General features: G+C 45.8%; 15 protein-coding genes and 1 pseudogene. 4 read left to right on the forward strand and 12 right to left on the reverse strand.

Annotated elements, in window-relative coordinates:
• Window positions 1-53 precede the first annotated feature (53 nt).
• A complete protein-coding gene (gene ppk1, locus P8S55_RS02615) occupies window positions 54-2,192 on the forward strand; it encodes a polyphosphate kinase 1 (protein WP_289224739.1) in 2,139 nt (712 codons plus the stop codon).
• 80 nt (window positions 2,193-2,272) lie between these two features.
• Entirely contained in the window at window positions 2,273-3,778 is a 1,506-nt protein-coding gene (gene ppx / locus P8S55_RS02620) for an exopolyphosphatase (protein WP_289224740.1), read from the forward strand.
• A 62-nt stretch (window positions 3,779-3,840) separates the two neighbouring features.
• Here ppx and P8S55_RS02625 read toward each other — a convergent pair whose 3' ends face one another.
• From P8S55_RS02625 to P8S55_RS02645, 5 genes are all read right to left on the reverse strand, one after another.
• Entirely contained in the window at window positions 3,841-6,678 is a 2,838-nt protein-coding gene (locus P8S55_RS02625; RefSeq protein WP_289224741.1) for a methyl-accepting chemotaxis protein, read from the reverse strand.
• 39 nt (window positions 6,679-6,717) lie between these two features.
• The gene (locus tag P8S55_RS02630; RefSeq protein ID WP_289224742.1) at window positions 6,718-8,751 is read right to left on the reverse strand and encodes a TIGR03545 family protein; all 2,034 of its coding nucleotides are present in this window, start codon (window positions 8,749-8,751) and stop codon (window positions 6,718-6,720) included.
• On the reverse strand, window positions 8,748-9,251 hold the full coding sequence (locus tag P8S55_RS02635; protein ID WP_289224743.1) for a TIGR03546 family protein: 504 nt from the start codon (window positions 9,249-9,251) through the stop codon (window positions 8,748-8,750). The genes P8S55_RS02630 and P8S55_RS02635 overlap by 4 nt, the downstream gene beginning before the upstream one ends.
• Window positions 9,252-9,352: 101 nt before the next feature.
• Window positions 9,353-11,551 carry a primosomal protein N' gene (locus P8S55_RS02640; protein ID WP_289224744.1) on the reverse strand — a complete coding sequence of 733 codons (2,199 nt, stop codon included), beginning with the start codon at window positions 11,549-11,551 and terminating at the stop codon, window positions 9,353-9,355.
• 116 nt (window positions 11,552-11,667) lie between these two features.
• Window positions 11,668-12,636 (reverse strand): IS30 family transposase, encoded by a 969-nt coding sequence (locus P8S55_RS02645; RefSeq protein ID WP_289224745.1) that lies wholly within the window; start codon window positions 12,634-12,636, stop codon window positions 11,668-11,670.
• Between the two features lie 213 nt (window positions 12,637-12,849).
• Here P8S55_RS02645 and P8S55_RS11150 point away from each other — a divergent pair, with 213 nt between their 5' ends.
• A complete protein-coding gene (locus P8S55_RS11150; protein WP_503010457.1) occupies window positions 12,850-12,903 on the forward strand; it encodes a hypothetical protein in 54 nt (17 codons plus the stop codon).
• Between the two features lie 191 nt (window positions 12,904-13,094).
• Here the strand turns inward: P8S55_RS11150 and P8S55_RS02650 are convergent.
• The 3 genes and pseudogenes from P8S55_RS02650 to P8S55_RS02660 form a co-directional block, all read right to left on the reverse strand.
• Window positions 13,095-13,799: pseudogene (locus P8S55_RS02650) on the reverse strand (DUF4197 domain-containing protein).
• A gap of 402 nt (window positions 13,800-14,201) precedes the next feature.
• Window positions 14,202-14,495: a P-II family nitrogen regulator gene (locus P8S55_RS02655; protein ID WP_289224746.1), complete on the reverse strand. Its 294-nt coding sequence runs from the start codon at window positions 14,493-14,495 to the stop codon at window positions 14,202-14,204.
• Window positions 14,496-14,497: 2 nt separating this feature from the next.
• Window positions 14,498-15,511, reverse strand: coding sequence for a sodium-dependent bicarbonate transport family permease (locus tag P8S55_RS02660; protein ID WP_289224747.1), 1,014 nt, complete (start codon window positions 15,509-15,511; stop codon window positions 14,498-14,500).
• Between the two features lie 121 nt (window positions 15,512-15,632).
• Between P8S55_RS02660 and P8S55_RS02665 the strand changes: the two genes are divergently transcribed.
• Window positions 15,633-16,532, forward strand: coding sequence for a LysR family transcriptional regulator (locus tag P8S55_RS02665; protein ID WP_289224748.1), 900 nt, complete (start codon window positions 15,633-15,635; stop codon window positions 16,530-16,532).
• Here P8S55_RS02665 and P8S55_RS02670 read toward each other — a convergent pair.
• From P8S55_RS02670 to P8S55_RS02685, 4 genes are all read right to left on the reverse strand, one after another.
• Window positions 16,529-17,377: a DUF6671 family protein gene (locus P8S55_RS02670; RefSeq protein WP_289224749.1), complete on the reverse strand. Its 849-nt coding sequence runs from the start codon at window positions 17,375-17,377 to the stop codon at window positions 16,529-16,531. The two genes, P8S55_RS02665 and P8S55_RS02670, sit on opposite strands and share 4 nt — an antisense overlap.
• Window positions 17,374-18,729 carry a dihydroorotase gene (locus P8S55_RS02675; protein ID WP_289224750.1) on the reverse strand — a complete coding sequence of 452 codons (1,356 nt, stop codon included), beginning with the start codon at window positions 18,727-18,729 and terminating at the stop codon, window positions 17,374-17,376. Before P8S55_RS02675 ends, P8S55_RS02670 begins: the two co-directional genes overlap by 4 nt.
• 129 nt (window positions 18,730-18,858) lie before the next feature.
• On the reverse strand, window positions 18,859-21,660 hold the full coding sequence (locus P8S55_RS02680; protein WP_289224751.1) for an EAL domain-containing protein: 2,802 nt from the start codon (window positions 21,658-21,660) through the stop codon (window positions 18,859-18,861).
• On the reverse strand, window positions 21,647-24,508 hold the full coding sequence (locus P8S55_RS02685; protein ID WP_289224752.1) for a PhnD/SsuA/transferrin family substrate-binding protein: 2,862 nt from the start codon (window positions 24,506-24,508) through the stop codon (window positions 21,647-21,649). The genes P8S55_RS02680 and P8S55_RS02685 overlap by 14 nt, the downstream gene beginning before the upstream one ends.
• Between the last annotated feature and the right edge of the window lie 332 nt (window positions 24,509-24,840).

Below are 24,840 nucleotides of genomic sequence, written 5' to 3' on the forward strand. Positions count from 1 at the left end.
CCCTTGGCTTTGGGCTAGAATAGAAAAAATAATCTAATAAACGAGGCCCTACCATGAGCGAATCCACTGAGCCAATGCTTAACCCCATTGAACCTGTTTACTTTAACCGTGAACGAAGCCTGTTGGAGTTCAACCGCCGTGTGTTGGCCCAAGCCAAAAACCCCGATGTTCCTTTATTGGAACGTCTAAAGTTTTTATGCATCTCCTCTAGCAATATGGATGAGTTTTTTGAAGTTCGTCTTGCTAGCGTGATTGAACTTACTAAAGATTCCGCGGCACGTACTCAACCTGATAATATGCGGCCTGACGATGCGGTTGCCATGTTAACCGAGGTTGCGCATGAAGTGGTTAAGGATCAATACCATACGCTCAATCACATTTTGATCCCGGCACTCGAGAAAGAAAACATTCGTTTTATTCGTCGTAACCATTGGAACGACAAACAAAAAGAATGGATTCGCAATTTCTTTTTGGATTCGCTTAAACCGGTTCTCAGCCCGATGGGGTTGGATCCTTCGCACCCCTTTCCTAAAATTTTAAACAAAAGTTTAAACTTTATTGTTTCACTTGAAGGCAAGGATGCTTTTGGTCGCTCAAATGGTTTGGCTATTGTGCAAGTTCCGCGCTCTCTGCCACGCATCGTTAAACTTCCCGTGGAAGCAACCGACGGAGTCGATGATTTCGTATTTTTGTCGTCGATTTTACATTCAAATGTCGCGAACCTTTTCCCGGGCATGACGGTGACGGGCTGCTACCAATTCCGCGTGACACGTAATACCAACTTATTTATCGACGAAGAAGAAATCGATGACATTATGAGCGCATTGCAAGGCGAACTTTATGGTCGCCATTATGGTAATGCGATTCGACTCGAAGTCGCTGACAATTGCCCTCCTGCAATGATGGACTACTTGCTTGATCGCTTTAAACTCGATGAAACAGCGCTTTATCAGGTTAATGGCCCGGTGAACCTTCACCGCTTAGATGCCGTTCCTAGCATGGTCAATCGCCCAGATTTGTTGTTCCCTCCCTACCTTCCACGTGCGCTGGTGCCCGTAAGGTCTGGGAAAAACCCGTTCCGTTTGTTTACCCGCAAAAAACAACAAACCAATATGTTTGAGCAAATCAGCCGCAAAGATATTCTATTGCACCATCCTTACGACTCGTTTGCGCCGGTGATTGACTTTTTGAATCAAGCATCCAAAGACCCAGATGTGTTAGCGATTCGCATGACCCTTTACCGTACGGGTGAAAAATCTGCGATTATTGATGCTTTAGTACGTGCGGCCAATAATGGCAAAGAAGTCACTGCGGTGGTTGAACTTCGAGCGCGCTTTGATGAAGACAACAATATCCAACAAGCAACACGCTTACAGGATGCGGGCGTGCATGTGGTCTATGGCGTAGTCGGTTACAAAACCCATGCAAAAATGATTTTAGTGGTCAAACGTGAAGACAATAAACTTCGCCACTATGTCCATCTTGGGACAGGTAATTACCACCACATAACCACTCGTTTTTATACTGACTTTGGCCTCTTTACCTGTCGCCCTGCGATTGGACGTGATGTTACCAAAATCTTCCAACAGCTCACTAGCCTGGGCAATACCAACGATCTTGAAGTTGTTTTGCAATCCCCTTTTACCCTGCACTCAGGCATGATAGCTAAAATTGCACGCGAAGCTGACAACGCACGCCAAGGTTTACCGGCGAGAATTGTAGCTAAAATGAACGGACTGCAAGAAAAAGGGATTATCGATGCACTTTATCAAGCCTCACAAGCCGGTGTAAAGATTGACCTAATCGTCCGTGGTATTTGCAGCCTTGTCCCGGGGGTAGAAGGCCTCTCAGAAAACATTCATGTACGCTCGATTATTGGTCGTTTTTTAGAGCACCATCGTGTCTATTACTTTGAAAACCATGGTCAAGCGCCTGAACTTTATTGTTCGAGTGCCGATTGGATGCGTCGCAACTTATTAGCGCGAGTTGAAACGGGTTTCCCGATTTTAGATCCCGAATGCTTTCAGCAAGTTTTTACTGAAGGGCTTGCAATCTATTTAGATGACACCACCTCTGCCTGGGAACTTCAGTCTGACGGCTATTACAAACTGCACGAACCGCAAGAAGACGAACCAATTTTTAATGCGCAACTTGCGCTTATTGAAAAATATAACCCCCCAACCGAGAGTTAACCCATCAAAAATTTCGGCTTGGTTTATCGACTGAAAACGATTAGACTAGCCGAAATTTGTAAATAATGTATTGAATTCTTATGACTGACTTGCAAGAAAATGATCTGTATGCCGCGATTGATTTAGGCTCTAATAGCTTCCACATGATTGTTGCACGCGAAGTACACGGACAACTTCAAGTAATCGATAAACACAAAGAAATGGTGCGATTACGCTCTGGCCTTGATGAACAGGGCCGTCTATCTGAGCAAGCCTTTCAAACTGCGCTAGAGTGCTTAACCCGCTTTGGTCAGCTTATCAAAAACATCCCGCCTGCTAATGTTCGTGTCGTTGGCACCAACACCCTACGCAATGCACAAAACAGCCGCCAATTTTTAATTGCCGCCCGCAGAGCGCTTGGCCATCATATTGAAATTATCTCAGGGCAAGAAGAAGCACGCTTGATCTATCTCGGTGTAGCCCATGGCTTAGCTAAGAGTGAAGAACAACGCTTGGTAATGGATATAGGCGGCGGAAGCACTGAATACATTATCGGTCGCGGCTTTAGCAATGATCATCTCACCAGCACTGAAATGGGCTGTGTCAGTATGACCCAATGTTTTTTTGAAAACGATACCATCACCGCTGAACGAATGAATCGTGCTGTAGCAAGTTGCCGACAAATATTACGCCCCCATCGTAAAACCTTGACTCAGCTGGGCTGGGATACGGCTTATGGTGCGTCAGGTACGATAAAATCAGTTGGTCAATTATTACAGGAAAATAACTGGTCAGAGGGGGCTATAACCCATGAAGGTCTACAACAACTTCGCGGCGAGCTCATTAAAGCGGGCAGCGCACAAGCTTGTCAGGTTTTAGGTTTAAAAGACGACCGTCGTCCCATTCTAGCTGGCGGCTTAGCGATACTGATTGCGACGTTTGAGGAGCTAGAAATCCAACAAATGCAAGTCAGCAGCAATGCATTGAGAGAAGGCTTGGTATTTGACACCTTGGGACGTTTGTTTGCCGAAGACTCCCGTGAACTAAGTGTTCGTGCGATGCAACAATGGATGCGCGTTGATCAGCAGCAAGCCTCAATGGTAGCTAAAACTGCCCGCTCCCTTTTCAACCAAGCCCACAATACCTGGCAGTTACGTGATACAGAATATGACTATCCAAAACTACTCAGCTGGGCCTCTGAATTACATGAATGCGGCATTGCCATCAGTTACAAGCGCTATCGTCACCACTCAGCCTATCTAATTGAACAAGCAGACATGGCGGGGTTCACCAACCAAGAGAAACAAATGTTAGCCGTGATGATGCTTAACCATCGAGGCAAATTTATTCAAGAAGCGTTTGATAATTTGATAGAACCGCACAATACTAAATTAATATTTCTAACCGTTCTTGTTCGTCTGGCTGTACGTATTCATCGAGGACGTGATGCAGAATCACCTGTGGTTTTGCTTGTTATCGAAAATGACACTAACCTGCATCTACGCTTTGAAGATGATTGGCTCAAGACTCACCCCTTGTCACAAATGGATTTAGAAATTGAAGCCAAACGCCTTGAAGCAGCAGGCTTTAAACTCACCTTTGATTAACTGCTTATATTAACAACAAGCAGGCCTGGTTACAGCGCTCAAGCTTTACCAGGTTAGTTTACTCAGGTCAGCTTTTTTGGTAAAGCCTTGTCTGTCTCAATCCTGAAAAACCCAACCTGCTGCTGCATATCACTGGCCTCACCGCGCAGGGTATCCGCAACCGATGCGGTTTCTTTGAGCAGCGCAGCATTTTGCTGAGTAACTGTATCCAAACCATCAATCGCTTTGTTAAGCTGCTCAATACTGTCTGTCTGAGCAACATTCGCACTGGATATTTCACCGATTAAACTATGCATTTGTAAAATCTGATCCACAATAGCCGAAAACGCTTTGCTGGTCTTGCCAACCAGTCCTTGGCTGGACGCTACCTGCTTAACACTCAGCTCAATTAATCCGCGAATCTCGGATGAAGCTGCCGCCGATTTCTGCGCAAGCGCTCTAACTTCACCGGCCACAACCGCAAAGCCTCGCCCCTGCTCACCGGCTCGGGCTGCCTCAACGGCTGCATTCAGTGCCAGCAGATTGGTTTGAAAGGCTATGCTGTCAATTAAGCCTATAATGTCTGCAATTTTCTGGCTTGAATCTGCCATCTCAGTCATCGCTGATAAGGCTTGGCGCATTACCTCCGAACCATCCTGTGCCTTATGTTTCGCATCCTTTGCTAACAACGCAGCCTGATGGGTTCTATCCGCATTGTTTTTTACCACAACGGTAATCGCATCCATGCTACCGACCGTTTGCCGCAGCGTAGCGGCTTGGGTTTGAATTCGGTCAGATAAGTCAGTGCTGCCCGCTGCTATTTGATTAGACGCATCAGAGACGGTACAGGCCGCAATTTGCAGCTCATTAACCACATTGGCCATATTATTCATAGAGGTATTCACCGCCTCAGCCATAACCTGCAACTTACCCTCATACTGCCCTGTTATACGCTGGGTTAAATCCCCTTCACTTTGAGACACTACCACATCAACCGTTTCACTAATACCTGTTTCTAGCTGGTCCAGTGAATGGTTAATATTGGTTTTTAAATTCTCTAAGTCACCGCTTAATGCTACCGTTAAGCGATCAGAAAACTCACCGCTAGCGATTGACTCCATTACCCGGTTTATTGCCTCTACCGCTAATCGAGTATCGGACATCGCCATTTGTAAGCCCGTGTTCATCTTGGCATAATCACCCTGATATTCGCCCACAACCTGATAGTTATAATTACTTAACTGCAACGATTCAATCGCTCCTTGAATTTCACCTAACACCTTGGCAATTTGATCAGCCGAGTCATTGACTTGATTTTTCAAGGTTTCAAGGTCGCCTTTAGAGTCGGCTTCAATGCGTTGCGTAAGCTGACCTTGTGAGATAGCCTGCATCATATCGGATACTGATACCATTAAGTGCTGAACACTGGTCAAATAATGATTAAAACTTCGTCCTACTCGACCTATCTCATCTTGGCTTAACGACTCGGTGCGAATGGAAAGACTGCCATTTTCAGCCGCAAAATCCATTTTATCGGTCATTTGTTTTAAGGGTCTTAAAATCGAAAACTTTAGACGTCCGAACACTTGAATCAACAACAAAATAAAGCCACCGGACATGGCTGCTTGCGCAACATAAATCATAAAATAACTGTCACTTAACACACGGTTCAAAATAGTCATGGGTTCGGCAATCATATGTGCACCGATAATTTGGCCGTTTTGGTCGGTTATTTTTTCAAGTATAATTAAATGATCATCATGAATCAGATAACCTATATCAAGAATTTGATTTAGATTTAAGCCTTGCATAAGCTGGGCTATTTGCTGGTCCAGGCTTGTGTCGTTATTAGGTATCAACGAAAGGTTGTTCGTTTGGGCTAATAAGCTGGCATAAAGTCGGTCCCCTGCGTTTTCCATGGTGGCGACATGGCTAAGTGGCATTGACATCACCACCGCTCCTAAAATACGCTCACCAAATGGCACAGGTACCACGGCTCTTACATAACCTTGGCCCTGCTCAAACACAATTTCCATTAATGGCTTAGTGGGCAAACGTTGCAAACTTATCGGCGCACCCGCCTGAGTCTGCTGTATTAACTGTTCATCATAGATCGCCAAACCCATGCCTGACAGACCGGCCGTTTCAACATAATGTTGATAGTTAACCTGAATGATTTGCCAAAGCACAACCTGTTGCTTATCTGATAACCCATAAATGACGGCTGAGTTACTGGCAATACCAACCGCATTCGTCAAGGCAATCGTACCCACGCCTTGAATCTCTGAAGCGAGGTTATTCTGCAACACCTCATAACGCTCAACCACTGCACTTTGAAATAAATCATCCGCAACACTTTGTAGGTAAAATTGCAGCAAGACACTCCACGTCACCGCCATAATCACCAAAGGAATCATAATTTGCTTTAGGATGCTTTTCTTTGGAAGCGGACTCCATTTGGCAATTTTTTCTCGCCAGGGCGTGGTAATTACACCTTGGCGTAAAATCACTTTACCTGCTTTTACTTGTTGATAGGACTGTTCAATTTTGGGAATCAGCTCACGTGCAACGGGCGTGCGCACGGATTTATAACCCACACAATCGCCTTTTTTAAAAACCGGAGCTATATTGGCTTCAACCCAATAATAATCGCCATTTTTGCAACGGTTTTTTAGATATTGATGCCAAGCTTCGCCCTGCTTAAGCTGACTCCACAAGTCTTCAAACCAACGCTCTGGCACATCAGGATGACGAATAATATTATGCGGCTGCCCAATCAACTCCTCTAAACTATAGCCGCTCACTTCAACAAACGCAGCATTCGCTGAGGTAATATTGCCCTGTAAGTCAGTCTCTGAAACCAATGACATCCCATCAGCGATAAGGCGTTCATTCGATGTGACCGGAAGGTTTTGTTTCATTTTATTCCCGTTATTCTCTAAACTTTTTAATTTAGCGCGTTAAAAACGCAGGCGTTGTCTTAGCTCTTGCTCCAGCTTTTTCTTCGCTTCTTCTTCAGCCTGTTTCTTTTCAGCTTCAAGTTTTGCTCGCTCTTGATCTAATTTTTCACGCGCTGCCGCTTCCACTTTATCGAGCTCGTCTCTGGCACGCTGACGCAATGCCTGCTCGGCTTCTTTCGCTTGGGCTTGGGCATAGGCTTCAATATCATTGATATGTGCAGCCACTTCTCGAACCTTTTCCTCATCCACACCCAGCGCGATAACACGCTGTTCAAGTGAGGCTTGGTACACCGCCAATTCCGCTCTTAACTTTTGCTCCAAATCCTGCTTTAACTGCGCTAATTCTTGCTGAAAAACCTGCTTAAAGCCGGATGTTAAATGGCGGTCTAAATCGGATGAAGCCGAAAACCGAGGGGCATAAATTCGCCCACTCAGCCCCGCTTCTACCTTAAAGGCATTAATGCTTTCAAACGCAGGGGCCATATAACGTTGGACATCGCGAGAGGTTGCCTCAGATAAGTCAAACCGTGTGTTTTGGTAGTCAAATATCAAGGCGACATCCATCCGTCGAACACCTTCAAAGCTGGCTTCGGCACTGAATTGGTTTTGCGCTTCGGTGATCTTAATCGGCAAACGGCTTGAGTCACTCAAACGCCAATCCTTAATTTGATAATCAGCCCAGTTAGCCTTAACCTGCGTTATTACCCTTTGTGAACCAAGGTTAGTCGATTGACCTTCAAGAATTAGCGGGTTAGCTTGTGTCTGCGGACGCGCTGAAACATTAAATCGAACCGGTTTTTGGCTAAACGCATGGTCAAAATTAACATCTCGAACGTGCGCAACTAAATCGCCCCAATTGAGCTTACCATCAAAATCAATCCGCTTAATCATAAACTTGGGCTGCGGATCAAATTCAACAAACGCAATAGTCTCACCTTGTGAGCGCGGTGGTTTAGTTGATTTAGGTGGCTGTGCCTTGGCTTGGTCAGCACGATATTGTTCAACCCAAGCAATCAGCGGCTGGGCTTTTCTATACCAATCCAGCGCAAGGTCTAGCTTTTCTTGAACTGTTTCACCAAACAGCAAGTAAGTGATATTGGACAGGCCCTCTTCATCAAATGAGTAGGTCGCCATTATGCGATTAACGTCTTGTCTGGGCATATCCACCAGATCACCCATACCTTGGCGCAGATCGCGAGTCTGATTTCGCACAAAGTTTTGCGCATCACGAATCGCTAGCTTGTCTTGTACCCAGCGTTGTTGCAGTGTTTTTAATGCCTCTTGTCGCTGTTTTAAATCCTCCAAATCACGCACTGAACCATCAAATAGTCGATCAATATCAATTTTATACTGTTTGAGCTGTTCTTCGCGCGGCAAACGCTGTTCAATAGCCTTCCACTGTTCAGCCGCTTGCTCAGACTGGTCTTTGAGAGCGCTTGCCAACGCTAAGGTTTCAAGACGTTCACGCGCCAATATTTCATCTATACCAGGTAAGTTCACACTTGGCAAATTAAACACACCCCCCTCTCGACCCTCTTCAAGCACTGGCTTAATCGGTTTAAGGGGTAGCGCTCCACTGGTTTTTCGCGGAACATCCAACGCTAAACCTTGTAGACGTAAGTCTTCAACCACAAACCGTTTGACTACTAGGTGATAAAGGTTGACTGTAAGAGTAATATCATCAATCACAAAGAGATTTTGCATCGGCTGCTCAGGATCGGTGACCGCTAGTTTTTCAATCCGAATGCCTAATGGGTTAAAACTAAAACCTAGCTGTTGAATTTCTACTTTTGCGCCCCAGGCTTGCGAGGCTAGGTTTTCAACTTTATTTTTCAACATCAGGCTCGATAGTAAATACCCCAGTGCAAACAGGCCGCCCAGAATAACAATCAATAACACGATACCCGACCAACGAATCCAGCCCTTAGGGCTTTTGGGGCTTTTCGGCGTTTTTTTAGTTTTGTTTACAGTCGGCTCTTCAGCCTGCTTTGAGGCATTAGCCTGGTGTGTATTAGGTTGCACTACGTCACTCACTTAATAAACCTCGATGCAAATGCGGCTTTATCCGATGCTTTAAGCACTTGAACAATTTTGAATTTATTCACCCAAACCAAAAAACGTTGACGATAAATCCGAATCATCACCCAACTAAACACAAAGAATAACGGTGCAAAGCAATAGGCAAACACCACGCTGCCCATCACAATCGTGTTATTAAAATTAAGAAAGCGCCAAAAGGCATCGTTGTACCACTGAGTCCAAAGTTCAAGCAAACTCGGATGCGACAATACCCAAAGTCCGAACTGGTGGAACAAAGGGTCAAAGGCATAAGCAAAACCGGTAAAAATCGCCCAAGAAACCAATACGCCGGCCAAGTTAACTCGCAATATAAAAATGAGCAATAACGTTAGAATGGTGTGCGGTGAAAAAAAAGGCGTTAAGCCCAAGAGCATTCCCAGCGTCAGCGACATGGCAATTTGTCCTGGATATTGGTTCGCATTTAGCGCTTTAAAAAGTTGTATCAACGTACCCATCTGCTTTATACCCTATTCAAACAACATGATTAATAAAACCATTCTAAGATAAATCCATACAAAATCAATTTAATATGCTTATCGCACCACCAGATTAAGTGTCAATTCAACATCTGTGGATCAATGTCTAGATGCCAACGCACTTTCGACGCGCTGGGTAATGCGTAAATATCCGCCTCAACCGCTGACAACCAAGCCTGCAGGCTGCGCCGCTGGTCAGATTGAAGCAATAAATGATAACGGTAACGCCCCTGTCTTCGCTCCATAGGAGCCGACACCGGTCCCCATACCTCACAGGGCGTTGCCACCGCGATCGCCAATAACAAGCTCTTAATTTGTGCTAAAAAGTCCAGCGCATGCTGCGGATCAAACGATTCAGCTCGAATCAGTATTTGAAAACCATAGGGTGGAAGCTGCGTCGCTTTACGTTCTGCTAGCGCTTGGCGTGCAAACGCCTGATACCCCTGTGCGACCAGTGTACGCAATAACGGGTGTTCAGGATGGTGAGTTTGAATCAACACCTCACCTTTACGCTCCGCACGCCCCGCTCGCCCCGCAACCTGGATAATCAGCTGCGCCATTCGTTCACTGGCTCGAAAGTCAACGCTGAACAAGCCTTGATCTAGATCAATCAAACCCACCAAGGTCACCTTGGGGAAATGATGACCTTTTGCAAGCATTTGCGTGCCAATCAGAATATCTGCTTCTCCAGAACGGGCTTGCTCTACCTTATCAGCCAAGCTGCCTTTTCGCCGAGTGGTATCGCGATCAATTCGCAAAACAGATTTATCCGCAAACCAGCTTTTAATAACCCCCTCCAACCGCTCCGTACCCTGTCCAATATTAACAAATTCTTTACCCTGACAATCAGGGCAATGAGTCGGTGCTTTTTGGCTAAAACCGCAATGATGACAACGTAATTCATGCCTAGCCTGGTGATAGGTTAAATTCGCATCACAACTTGGGCAACTCGCTTGCCAGCCACAATCATGACACATTAACACTGGTGCATAACCACGTCGATTTAAAAATAATAACACCTGATTACCGGCAGCTAAATGGGTTTCCATTGCCGCTTTTAATAACGCCGAAACCCCTTCCATCAGACGTTCACCGCGAATATCCAGCAAACGTATTGAGGGCATTTGAGCACTACCTGCGCGTTGCTTTAAGCTCAGCCGTTGGTAGCGTCCTTGCTCGACGTTATAGAGCGATTCCAAACTCGGCGTTGCGGAACCCAATACCACCGGCACGCCAGATAGCTGGGCGCGGCGCACCAATAAGTCGCGCGCTGAATAGCGAAAACCTTCTTGCTGTTTAAACGACAGATCATGCTCTTCATCAATAATACACAGTCCCAAATTAGCAAAGGGCGTAAACAAGGCGGAGCGCGTACCCAGCAATACCTTAACCTCACCATTACGAATCAATTGCCAAGCACAATGACGCTCTTGGTCGTTTAAGCCTGAATGGAGCGCGGCCACGGGTTGCTGTAAATAAGCCTCAAAGCGTTGCGCCGTTTGAGGTGTTAGGCCAATTTCAGGCACTAATACCAGCGCTTGCTTGCCTTGGGCCAATACCGATTCAATCATCGCCAAATAGACTTCTGTTTTACCGCTGCCGGTTACACCTTGCAATAAAAACGCGGCGAACTGATCCTGTTTAGCAACCACCTCATCGACGGCGGTTTGCTGCTCAGGATTAAGCAGGTGGCTCGGTTTAGTGCCAAAGACAGTAGTCGCTAAGCAAGAGCCCTCTAACTCATCAATCCAGCCTTGTTCTATCCAGCGTTTAACCAACGGACGCCAATGTTCAAATTGCTGGTTAAGCTGGCTTGACGACCAGGCCTGGTCGTTACTAAAGGCTTGCCAAAGCGCTCGTTGTTTATGCGCGTTTTTAGCCAGTTGTTCAAGCTCAATATTTCGCCCCTTAATTGAACGCCGCCATTGAACCAGGCCTGGTAACTTACTAGGCTCGCCTGCACGTAAGCGTTTAGGTAGTGCTGCCATCACAACCTCACCGATAGGTTCATGATAATACTGAGCTGCCCAGCGCAAAAACTGCAATTCGTTCTCACTAAACAGCGGCTGATCATCTACGAGCTCAAGCAGGTTTTTGAGCTTTTTCGGGTCACAGTCCGAATCCGCTTTCAGCCCAACCACTAAACCAATTTTGGTTTGGCGACGAAAAGGCACCCGCACCCGTACGCCTGGCTTTATATCGGACGTGTTCATGCTTGGCTCAACGCCATAGTCAAGTGCTATTAAAAACGGGCCTGGTAAGGCTACCTGAATAATCATCGCTGCTCTTTTTTTGAAAAATTTACTGCAAACAAGTAGGCTGTCATTAGCTTTATTAAAAGGCACAAACCTGCTTCTAAAGAATCCTTGAATTCGCATATTAAGTGCAATCTCATTTAAGCCGCTAATAAATCAACCGCTTTTCCTAAAAACAGCTCAACAGGTTGCTTTCCTTCTCGTGTTTTTCGGGGGCGAGTGTTGAGCCGGTACATAACAAAATCTATTTGCTCTTGGGTAACTTCATTAAAGTCGGTTCCCTTTGGGAAATACTGGCGGATGAGGCCGTTGGTGTTTTCATTTATGCCTCTTTCCCAAGATGAGTAAGGGTGTGCAAAGTAGATCTTTGCGTTTAATTCTTTTGCCATACGTTCGTGGTCGGCAAATTCTAAACCATTGTCATAGGTTATGGTATGAATCTGCTCGGCCATAGGCTTGAGAACTTTTATGGCTCTATCTGCAAGGTCACTGGCATTCTTGCCCATAAGCTTGACGATAATTGTATAGAGCGTTTTTCTTTCAACCAATGTATAAATCGCGCTTTTTCGGTCTTTGCCGATAATGGTGTCACCTTCCCAGTCGCCAATTCGGCTTTTTTCATCGACAATCTCTGGGCGCTCGTCAATGCTAACCGCATTCTTGATTCTTCCACGTCGATCATAACTTCCATAGCGCTTTCTATGCGTTTTGTGTAAATGCCTAAGGTGTTGATACAGTGTGCCTTGTTGCTTTTTATCGGCCAGAACCATGCGATAGATTGTTTCATGATGCAACCTTACAATGTCGTTTTTTTCAAGGTAGAAACAGACCTGATCTGGACTAAGCTCCTGTTGAATTAATATCTTCACCTTGTCCTTAATGGCCTCTGTGAGCTTAATGGCTTTTAGGGCAGCACCTCTTCGTTCTACACTAAATTGATTGGCCTGCTTAGGCCGGTATCCTCGCATCCCTGTATTGCGCTTTATTTCGCGCCCAATGGTTGAGGGGTGACGTTCTAAGTGCGAAGCAATTTCTTTTTGTGACAAGCCTATTTTCAAATAGGCTTGTATTTGGTATCGTTCATCAATGGTCAACTGTTTATAGTTCATTGCAATTTCCTGTGGTAAGAAAATTAGCATTCTATTTCAGTTGGCCTTTTTTCTTACAAGTTAATTGCACTTGTTATGCGAATTCAAGATCTGTTAAGGCCTAACCCAACCCTCCACCAACTCCTTGAGGTGCGGGCGTTTTTTGTATATCAGTTCAGGTACTTATAAACCCAGGTTTTTCGCGACAGTTTAACTCAACTTCCTAACCGTGCCTTGCTTTATCAACAACTCAATATCGAGCTTAGAAAAGCAAAATACAATGGTTAAAACTGGCTTTGTTGTTTATTGATCGTGATCGTTTTATCGGCTGGAAAAGTTGCTCAACATATTATTGATATGCTGACCCCACGCTAGCGAGTTGATCAACACGAAATAGACATTGGCGCAGGACGAAATAACAACAAAGCTTACCAAAAAACCGCGCACTGAGTCCCGGTGAAATTGATCATTATAAAACACTACTGAACACCAAAGACTTTTCTCAATAAGTCAGTAGTTTGCTCAAGGGGGTTTTCACGAATCTCGGCCTCTTTTTTGGCTAAATAATAAAATAAGCCATCCATGCCTTTATCGGTTGTATGGCCAATCAAATCCGCTTTGATATCCGGTACGAACGGTGATTTTTTGTACTGCGCCATCGTTTGGTCCTACACCCTGACTGCACCGACCTCATTTAAAGATTGCTCGATAATCGGCCGCATTTGCTGCTTAAGGTCATCACTGGTTTTTTCACGTAAAAACTGAGTCGCCGAATCATTTGGCCCATGATACATGGCTTGCAAATCATCAAAATCCATACTCGAAATAGCTTGAACAAATAGCGCTTTGGCTTTCGGTGCGGCCAGCTCAGCTGCTTCATTCAACTTCAACTCTAGCTCTTCGGTATAACGCCCCATCCCCATGCGCGAAAGCACAGCTTCAACTCGCTTCATTTGATCCGGCAAAGAAATACGAATCAAATTATCATTGGCATAGCCCCCCACAGCGCCCAATTGCGCCACAACCTTCTCTGAACCCATCGTTAAAGCTTGACGAAAAGCCTGCGCCAACTCGTCATTCGAAAAGCCTCGCAACGTGCCAGTTGCCTGACTGACATCTTGAGTTTGAACCACCTCAGAAACCGCCTCTTTTGCTTTCGACCACCAATTAGCTTGCGCACTCATTGACAAACTGCTTAACCCTATTACCGCAACCGCTGCACTTTTTCTAATCACCGCCCCGCTCCTATTAAAACTAAAACTTATTGGAATAATTATACATGTCTAAACACAGCAATAAGACCAAAAAAAACCCACCAGGCCTGGTATCAGACCGATGGGTTTTTTATTTTAGCGAGCGGTTTAAGGCGTTATGTTCTGGTCAAGCTTTTTTGGACACTTGGTGTTTACAGTTTTAATATTCATAGACGATAATTCATCGCTCGATGTATAACGCCTAATTAAGTTGTAGTAGCGCATGTAGTTAGCTACATCTTGGCACTCAAACCCATCGCGGTGCTATTCCTTGTATAAATTATTTGTCGCTAAGCGGTTAACACCTGCCTACCGACTCACACGGGTTAAAAATTAGTGAATGACCCACATCGCATCAGACACCAAACACATCCCCCCCAAGGATCGCAACACCGGACGAATCGTTTCAACAATCGCCACGGCTTCCTCCTCGGAACAAGCAATCAGCACATAACTATTGTCGAAGGTGTTGCTAAAAATATCACCCCCTCTTAACCCTCTATCCCCATTACCGTACGCTTCCTTGATCACGGTATAGCTGGTAATGTTTATTTTTGCTAAAGATGCGAGTAGATTGTCTACTTCATGTGCATCCACAATAAACTCAACACGTTTTACGGCTTTCATAATTAACTCCACAGAAAACTAATTACAGCAAAATACAAGGGGATACCAATCACGATATTAAACGGAAAAGTAATCCCTAACGACATACTAAAGTATACCCCAGGCTTCGCTTCGGGTATGGCATAACGACAAATAGCCGGCACCACAATATAGGAACCACTGGCTACCAATACAGCCAATAGCAACGCATCGCCTTGACCCATCCCAACCATGTAAGCCAGTCCAATAGCCAAACTAGCATTAAACATCGGCAATAGAGCCGCAAAACTGATTAAAAACGCATCCAGTTCCTTCGTTTGACGCAATTGACGCGCAACCAACAAGCCCATTTCTAACAAAAAGAACGCCAAGACACCTTTGAAAATAGCATCGGTAAAAGGTGCCATCATGACGTTACCCGCATCGCCAGTAATATAGCCAATCACCAAACTACCAATCAATAATAAATGGGCGCCATCGGTAAAGGCTTCATGCAACACGGATTTAACAGCAATCGGCTTTTTTTGGTAATTGGTCACCACGGGCACACCACTACTCGTCTCCGCTTGTGCCTGTTGTTTGCGCACAATTGCTGCCAGCAACACGGCCATGATAATGGCCGGTGATTCCATTAACACCATAGCAACCGTCATATGACCACCAAACTCTACACCAACATTGGTTAAGTATTGTTGTGCGGCAATAAAAGTAACCGCGCTAACTGAACCATAGGTTGCCGCAATTGCCGCAGCATTAAAGGCACTGGTGCGCTTGCGCAAAATTAAAAACGTATAGGCCGGCACTAAAAAAGCCATAAACAAAGCCGCCGCAATCGCAATCATGGCGGTGGAGGTAAAGCCGCTCGCAGATAAGGCTACGCCACCTTTAAAACCGATAGCAACTAATAAATAAAGTGAAAAGAACTTGGCAATGGCCGGTGGAATTTCTAGATTTGACCGCACCGCAGCGGCAAATAACCCAAAAAAGAAAAACAAGATGGCCGGGTCAATCAGGTTGTTTACTAATGATAAATCCATTATCACGACTCCTAAATAGGGATTAAAAAAACTGACTAACTCATCTTATAGAGAAGTGGTAAAATATAAAAATGAATAATTCAATAAACAACCATAGCCTCTAGGCTATGAAGATAAGTAGATGCGCGTAACTCTAAAACAACTTCAAGCTTTTGAAACCGTCGTTCGTAATGCCAGCTTTTCGCTGGCGGCGCAAGAAATGCACGTTAGTCAGCCGACTGTGTCAAAACAAATCAAGGCCTTACAAGACGAAATTGGTTTACCCTTGCTGGAGCAAGTCGGGAAGAAAATTTTTCTAACCGAGGCGGGCGAAAAACTCCATCATACCTGCCATCAATGGTTAAAAAGCTGGGATGCTTTTGAGCAAGCTATTGCCAATATAAAAGGGATGACCAGCGGACGCTTGCGAATTGCTACGGTTACCACAACCAAATACTTCATGCCCAAGCTGATTGCCCGATTTTGCCAAGCCTATCCTGGTGTCGATGTGCACTTGGAGATTCTCAATCGTGAAAGGGTCATGGAGCGCCTGGAACGCAACGAAGATGATATCTATATTATGGGCGTACCACCCGAAAACTCAGCGATTCAAGTGGTGCCTTTTTTAGCCAACAGCCTATTAATGATTGCCCCGCTTGACCATCCGCTTTGTCAAAAAAAGGCGATTGCGCTCAGTGAAATAGCAAACGAACCTTTTATTTGTCGCGAACCTGGTTCGGGCACACGGCTGCAAATTGAAAAACTCTTTGCGACACATCAACTCAAACTTAACATTCGCTTAGCCATAGGTAGCAATGAAGCGATCAAACAAGCGGTCGCAGGTGGTTTGGGGTTATCTATTTTATCGAGCAGCACGCTGGTACATGAAACCAAAGATAATGAATTGGCTATTTTAGATGTGCAAGGCTTTCCGGTGCAAGGTAGTTGGTATTGGGTGCAACATAAGGATAAACAGCTTTCTATTATTGCTAAGGCGTTTTACGAATTTTTATTGGCGAATATCGCGCCCTTTCAAACCTAGGGATTGCAGTATTGACAATAACGCGGGTCTTCGAACTCCTTGCCATGGGGAAACAACTGTTCTTGCTGATAATGACAGTGCTGGCAACCATAGGTATAGCTTCGCACCGACTCGGTTGGCATAGCACAAGCTTCGCAAGGCAAGCCTTTATTGACGCGAATCACATCAAAACCGGGCATGGCACATTGCGGACAACAGCTCTGTGCTTTCGTTACTAATTGCTGTGCCGCCTGTGCAATCACCTGCATCCGCGTGGGATTATACATAGCACGCATGTCGGTTTCAGCGTAAACCAGGCCTGGTGACTGGGCTTGCAAACTTTCAAATGCCGCTCGCAGCGCCTGTTCGCAGCTAATACCCTTAAAAATAGGCTGGTATTGCGATGCGCTAGGTCGCAAAATCAGCCCATGCGACGGAAAACGAACCTGCGTTGCAAACGCCAGCATCGCCGACCAGGACTCAATTTCCTGGCCAGCAAAGTTGGTGTCTAATGATAAACAGCGGCCAATAAGTTCTATATTATATCGGGTGTCTTTAAACATCACCAGTTCGTCATCCGCTGGCACAAAGTACATGGTTGGATGCGGGCCAAACGAACCCTCGCTGGCCACCACTAAATCCACGCCGGCTGCCGCTAATGCCAAATCACACTTTTTACGCAGGGTGGTTAGCGGATCATCTGCACGGGCTACTTCACCGGAAAAAGTCCCCAACTGATCGGTATCAAGGTCATTGATTACCAAGCAATCAACCCCTAGCCCCTGACTTAAGACCGGCGCTAGCACCTGTTCTTTTTGGTGCTGGGTGGCAATAACTAGCCGACGCCCCCTAAACAAATCGGTCAAGGTGCCTTCTGCTCCACAACTAACGCCAAGCCTAACTGACTCGCATCAAACTCGCCGTGATGATAGGCCAAATGACCATTAACCCAGGTTGAGCAGATACGCGAATGCAACTGAGTGCCTTCCAGGGGCGACCAACCACACTTGTATAAAATATTATCTTTACTGACTGTCCAGCTGGCATTTAAATCGACCAGCACCAAATCGGCATAGTAACCTTCGCGAATAAAACCGCGTTTCGACATCCGATAAAAACTGGCTGGATTATGGCACATTTTCTCGACAATTTTGGCTAATGAAATCACCCCTTGACGATAAAACTCCAACATAATATGTAACGAGTGTTGCACCATCGGCGCGCCCGACATGGATTGAAAATACGGCTGATCTTTTTCGGCTTCGGTATGGGGGGCGTGATCGGTGGTAATAAAATCAATGCGATCATCCAACAACGCTTGCATCAGTCCTTGACGATCCTGTTCGGTTTTAATCGCCGGATTCCATTTAATCCGCGTGCCTAAGCGTGCGTAATCTTGGTCATTAAACCAAAGATGATGCACCGATACTTCGGTAGTAATTCGTTTTTCGCTTAAGGGAATATCGTTGCGGAACAAGGCGGTTTCAGCAGCGGTGGTTAGGTGCAAAATATGCAAGCGTGCATGATGCTTATTTGCCAAGGCAATCGCACGCTCGGTCGCTTCAAAACAAGCCTGCTCACTGCGAATGATCGGATGACATTCAATCGGCACATCCTCACCATATTGCGCGCGGAACAGCTCTTCATTGGCTTCGACCAGCTGTTCTTTTTCCGAATGAATGGCAATAATCGCCGGACAGCCAGCAAACAATTTTTCGAGGGTGTGCGGGTTATCGGCCAGCAAATTGCCCTTCTTGGTAAAGTACAAGCCATCATCCGATACCGCTAACAAACTTGCAGTATCAGTTTTCAGCACTTCGTCAAGATTGTCGTCATTCACGCCAAGAAAAAAGCCGAAGTTGGCGAGTGACTTTTGCGCGGCTAGGGCATATTTTTCCTCTAACAGCGGCATCGACAACACATTCGGACGGGTATTGGGCATATCAATATAGGAGGTAACGCCACCGGCTACTGCCGCACGGCTTTCGGTCGCTATATCACCTTTGTGAGTCAGGCCAGGTTCACGAAAATGCACTTGGCCATCAATCACACCAGGTAACAAAAATAAACCGCTGGCATCAACCACGACAACATCATCAGCGGCGGCGGCGACAAGCTGTCCAATCGCGCTAATGAACTGACCTTCAATCAACACATCAGCTTGTTCAACACGGCCTTCATTGACCATCATGGCATTTTTAATCAAGGTTTTTTTCATCGCTATCTGCTTCCTTTTATTGAATCTTCTACTCGGATTTAATTTTACAATGGCTGAGACGTTTAAAGCGCCAAACGGCAAACCCGCCCATAGTCTTAGCTAGTTATATACAGGGTGCGGTGTTCTAGCTTAGGCTTGAGCGAATTGGTCTGTTGCCATAAAATCTTGCCACCAGGCCTGGACGTCTTGCGGTTTACCCAACAAGAAGCCCTGCAGCTCAAGCTGGCTAAATTGTGCCAGTAGTTGTCGCTGTTCTGGTGTTTCAATACCCTCGGCAACAACTAAAAGATGCATCTGTTGCGCCATCGCATAAATAGCGGGCACCAAGCTTCGCTCAACGCCATATTTTTCCAGCCCTAAAATAAAGCTACGATCAATTTTAAGCTCGTCCACCGGTAGGTGCTGTAGATAGCTTAACGATGAATAACCGGTGCCAAAGTCGTCAATAGAAAACATAACTCCCATTGCTTTTAACTGGTGCATTTTGGTCACAATTTCATCCAAATCATCCAAAAACAGGCTTTCAGTAATCTCCAGCATCAAGCCGTGCGCAAGCGCGCCAGCAGCGGCAAGATGCGCCTGACAACTGGCAACAAAATCGTTTTGCCTAAAATGGCGTGGACTAATATTAACCGCAACTCGAATACTGGCGTTATGTTGTTGTAACTGCGCCAATAATTGACAGGCATGCTCCATTACCCAATTGCCTAAGTCGATAATTAAATTCGACTCCTCAGCCATCGCAATAAAAAAATTAGGCGCTAGTAATCCCTTGTCGGGGTGTTGCCAGCGCACTAAGCATTCCAAACCAACCAAGCTATCATTTTGCTTAAATTGGGGTTGCACAAACAAACGTAATTGGCTCTCTCTAATCGCTTGCGCCAGGCTTTGTTGCAACTGATGACGCTCGATAGATTGGGCAAGCAACTGTTCGTTAAATATCCTTAAACCCTGGCCAGGTTGCTGACGCGCTTCTTGGATAGCCATCCCGGCTTGATTAAACACCTGGTTAATGGCATCACCACTGGTCTGATGTTGGGCATTGAATAACAAAGGCGCGACTCCAACACCCACTTCAAAATCATAGGTTTCACCCTTAACCTCCATGGGTGGCTGCAAACTGATCAACACTCGCTGACCCATCATTTTTAGCCATTCGTCCACCTCATTAAAGCGCGCTTTGTTTTCGCAAAATACCGCAAACTGATCAGCGGCCAAGCGTGCCACGACGCCACTGTCAGCAAAACTTCGCTCTAAGCGCTTGGCAACCAAACGCAAAACCTCGTCGCCAACATTGATACCATGCTGTTGATTAATAAATTTAAACCGCGCTATATTCAACAGCACCAAACAACCCGCCACCGGCACAATCTGCGGCTGGTGAAGCACTTGATCCATTATTTCTAAAAGTTTATTGCGATTTGCCATCTGGGTAACACTGTCTTGATACAGCAGCTCGGCAATCCGTTGTTCACGCTCTTTGATGGCGGTGATGTCGTGTTGAATCGCCAGAAAATGGGTAACCTCATGCTGTTCATTTGCAACCGGCGACATAATCGCCCGACTGGGATATATTTCACCATTTTTGCGGCGGTTAGACAATTCGCCGCGCCAGACCTTGCCGGCGCTTAGGGTCTGCCACATATCCTGGTATACCGCTTTAGCGGTTTGACCGGACTGCAACAATCGGGGGTTATGCCCTTTTAACTCGGCAATTTGGTAACCTGTTACCCGTTCAAAGCTTGGGTTCATATAAATCAGCCGACCCTGCTTATCAGTGATCGCAACCGAATCGGGGCTTTGCTCGACCGCTTGGCTTAACAACCGCACCTGGTCTAAAGCGTCAACTAAGCGTTGTTGCTCTTGTTTAAGCTGTCTTTGGCGTTGAATAAGTCGCAACATAATCACACTGATGAGCAGCACAACAATCAAAAAAATGGCTATCAGTTCAGTAAGCCACTGATCAATTAGATCGGTAGGCGTTAGTTGCAAACTGTCAAAAGGTTCCAAACGCAATTCGCGCATTAAAAGGTCGATAGACCGGTAATCACCTGGAATGGTAAAACCGCCAATCTGCATCGAATGCGCCAGCTCACCCGCTAGTGGAATTGCGAGGATGCTCGCTGCAACTTGACGGGCTACATCTTTATCGACATGATATAAGGCCGCAAAAGGCCATTCAGGGTATAAAGCGGTACTGGTGACAAACGGAAAGTCCGCAAAACGCTGCGCATTGAGTAGTTTAATTTGGCGCATATCGAGTAGATTATTGGCTACCAGGTTTTCTAACACGCCGGTGCGCACAAAACCCACATCCGCCTCACCGGATAATACCGCGATGACTGCATTATCCTGGCGCTGCCCGGTTTCAATTAAGGTCGCACCTTTTGGTAGGCGTATGCCATGCTGCAATAACTCAAACGCCTGCATTTGATAGCCTCCCAAGGATGACCTACTTCCCGCAGCAATGGTTTTGCCTTTGACATCACGCAAGGTAGCGATATCATCACGATGACTGGCGGTAAAAATAACTCCACCAAAGCGGTCGGTGATAAACTCACCTTCAAAGTTGAGCATCGACGCCAAGGGCGAAGTTAAACTGTTACGATAGGTGATCAAGACATAATGCGCCGGCTGAGTTAAAATAAAATCAACCTGACGCAGCTTAACCGCCCGCTCCAACTCATCCATATAATAAATAGCGGCCTCAAACCGATAGCCCGGCAATTGCTGGTTTAAGTAATCAATTAACGGTTGCCAACGCTGTGTCGTTAGGGCTTTATCCCGAAACGCCAAAATACCCACCGTATAGAAGGTGGGCTGGGCACTCGCTTGCTCAGTACCAGGCTCTGCCTTGAGCGCAGGGCTGCCAAACACAAAACTAAATAGCCACAATGCTATAACCAAAAACAAACTTTTATTTATATTCATCTGCAAAAGCATCGACTTTAACCTTTCGTTCTAACGCGGCAATATGCTGTTCTGCTTGCGCTCGCCATTCATCGGCAACCACAAGCTGGCTAATATCGGCTTGCTCTTGCAACAACTGTGTCATTTTTTCAAGCGAATTGGCAACACTTATCGCTGCTTGTTGTGGATAATTGGGTAGAACGGCCTTCAGTCGCTGGTTGTCAGGGTGCGCTAGCAATATTCTGGCGTGTTTGAACGCTTTGGAATGATTCAACCAGCGCGTGAGACAAGCCAATAAGCTCGCGCGTTCAATCGGCTTGGCTAAATGTTCATTCATGCCCGCAGCCAACGCCTTCTCCCTATCCTCTGCCATCGCCGCTGCGGTTAATGCAATAATTGGCACCTGGGTATTAAAACGGCGAATCGCGCGGGTGGCTTGATAGCCATCCATAATCGGCATTTGAACATCCATCAGAATCAAATCATAGTGAGCTAACTTCAGCTTATTCAAAGCTTGCTCACCATTAGCGGCCACTTCATAGTCAAGCCCTAATTGGTTGAGTAACGCGCCAGAGACCTGCTGATTAATCTCATTGTCTTCAACCAACAACACCCGCCCGCTCAAACCCTGCTGCTGTTTAACCAACCAGGCCTGCTGAGAGGTTTGCTGCGCGCTACGCTCAAGCTGTGCAACCTCCTGCGGCGAAGCGGCAACCAGCGGCAACCTAAATGAAAAAACACTGCCTTGTCCCAGATCGGATTGGATTTTAATGGATTCGCCTCCCATAAGCTGCACTAATTTATCACTAATCACTAAACCTAAGCCGGTGCCGCCATATTGGCGGGTAATCGAGTCATCCGCTTGAGAGAAAGGCTTAAATAACCGCTGCTGTTGCTCAAGCGAGATGCCTTTGCCGGTATCTTGCACTTCAAAATGAATGGCTTCAGCTGCCATCTCATCCAGACGAATCACAGGCGACACGCGCAAAGTGATTGCCCCCAAGTCGGTGAACTTTATGGCATTGCTAAGTAGATTAATTAAAACCTGACGCAAACGCAGTTCATCCGCAACAAAATGATTGGCCAACTTAGGATCAAGTTCAAGCGTTACATTCAATCCTTTTTTAAGCGCTTGCGGACGGTAGAGTTCAACCAATTCAACCAACAACCGATGTAAATCAAAACAACGCACATCCAGCGTAAAGTGGCCGGCTTCAATTTTAGAAATATCTAAAATGTCATTGATAATGCCCAATAACAAACTGGCGGAATAGTGAATTTTTTGCAAACGCAGATGCACCTGATCAAGGTTATGCTCCTTCAGTGCCAGCTCACTTAGGCCAATAATACTATTCATCGGTGTGCGAATTTCATGGCTCATATTCGCCAAAAAACTTGACTTGGCTTGGTTCGCCTGCCCGGCAATGCGGGTTTGTTCAATTAATTGCTGATTGAAGTGCTCCAGCTGGGTAATATCCACCAGCGTAATCAAGTAAAGCCCAAGTTTTTCACTATAGACACCGCTGCATTTAAACACGGTTCGCTGCCCTTGAAAGCCCACAATGGCTTTATGCTCACGCTTGGGCTCCGACAAGATCACCTCTATCCACTCCATCGCGTGGTGATTGTATAAGTAACCTTCTTGGTGCACGAAAAGGCCGCAAATACAACGGTAATCACGTTTAAACGCCGCCAAAGAGGCATAATAACCCTTAAAAAACTTCAAAAACCCGCCACTAACATCGACTAGCTCTTGGCCGTTGTTTACCAAAACAATTTCGTCTTGTGAGGCTAAGAGCTCTTGGCTGTAGGTATTGGCGGCTTGGGCTTTTTTGACCCAAAAAATTAATACCACCAAACTGGTCAATAAAGCCATCAACAATAGCAATACCCAAATCAGTGCCTTACCATACTGAGCCGTCAAATCTTGCCAACTAATGGTCGGCTGTTGATCAAACGGTGGCAACCGCAATGCACGTGATAGCTGCTCAACACTTAGATAGTCGACTGGTACACTGAAACCATAAATAGCGCTGTCACTGTGTTGTAAATCGTCTAATTCAAATCTCAACAAGGCCGCTGTAATATGGCGCTTAGCTTGTTCTGATACATGCGGCATCGCAAACACCGGCCACTCGGGATACAAACGAGTTGATAGCAGATGCGGGAAGTCCGGGCGATATTGCGCATTCAGCACTTTAAGTTGACTAATATCCAACTTTTCGCTTGCCACCATCTCTTCAAGGATGCCAGCGCGAATAAATCCGACATCGGCATCACCGTTCAACACCGCATTCACCGTGGCTTGGTGCGAACCGACAAATTGAATGTTGTGCTTTTTAGGCTGAACTCCGGCAAGCAGCAGCTCATACAGCTGCACACGATAACCGCCCGTGAAGTCTTCCCCCGGTGCTGCTATGCGGCGAGAAGCAAGATCTACTAAATTGTTCACTTGTTGATTGTCGGCACGCGCTATGATTGTGCCGCCCAATAAATTAAGCGCTTGCCCTTGATTATTTCTGGCCAAGGTGACCAGTGCACCCGTGACATCAAACTGATGACGCGCTATTAAAAAGTGGGTTGGATTGGTGGCAACAAAATCAAGTGTTCGCTGCTGAAGGCCTTGATAAATCTGCTCCCGATTAAGCACTTGCAACTCAAGTTTCTCATGCACCAAGGTTTGGTTGATGGCCGCGATAATTGTGGCAAATTCTTGATTAGTAATTACCTCCCCCTTGCAAGCAAACACCGCTAATTGATACACCTGTTTGGTTGTGTTAGCTGATACGGCTACGGGCTGTGCAAAGGTAGTTACACCAGTTAGTGCTAGGCCAATTGCTAGCAGATAGGGCAGGAAACGTTTTATCATGGCTTAATTTCGGTTAGTTGTAGGTTTGGCTTGAACAGTTAGGTCTATTAAGCAGTATTTAGTGAACTTTTACATAACAATTCCAATACCAAAAGCAAACTTAATTTAAGTTTTATTCTTTAGCATAGCTGATTAACAACGCAGTTTCAAGTAATAACAGAAGGTTCAAAATGTCTTATCCAATGCAAAGCTAAACACGCCACCTTGGTTTTAGTCACGCTCAGTGAGATGCCTGACTAACACCGGGGCTTTAACTGGGTACCCGTCGGCATAAACTTGAACAATTTCACGACTTATTTCGAACCACCCGCAAAACCTTGTTAAGGGTTTTA

The organism is Thiomicrospira sp. R3 (assembly GCF_029581415.1).
Classification (GTDB): Bacteria; Pseudomonadota; Gammaproteobacteria; order Thiomicrospirales; family Thiomicrospiraceae; genus Thiomicrospira.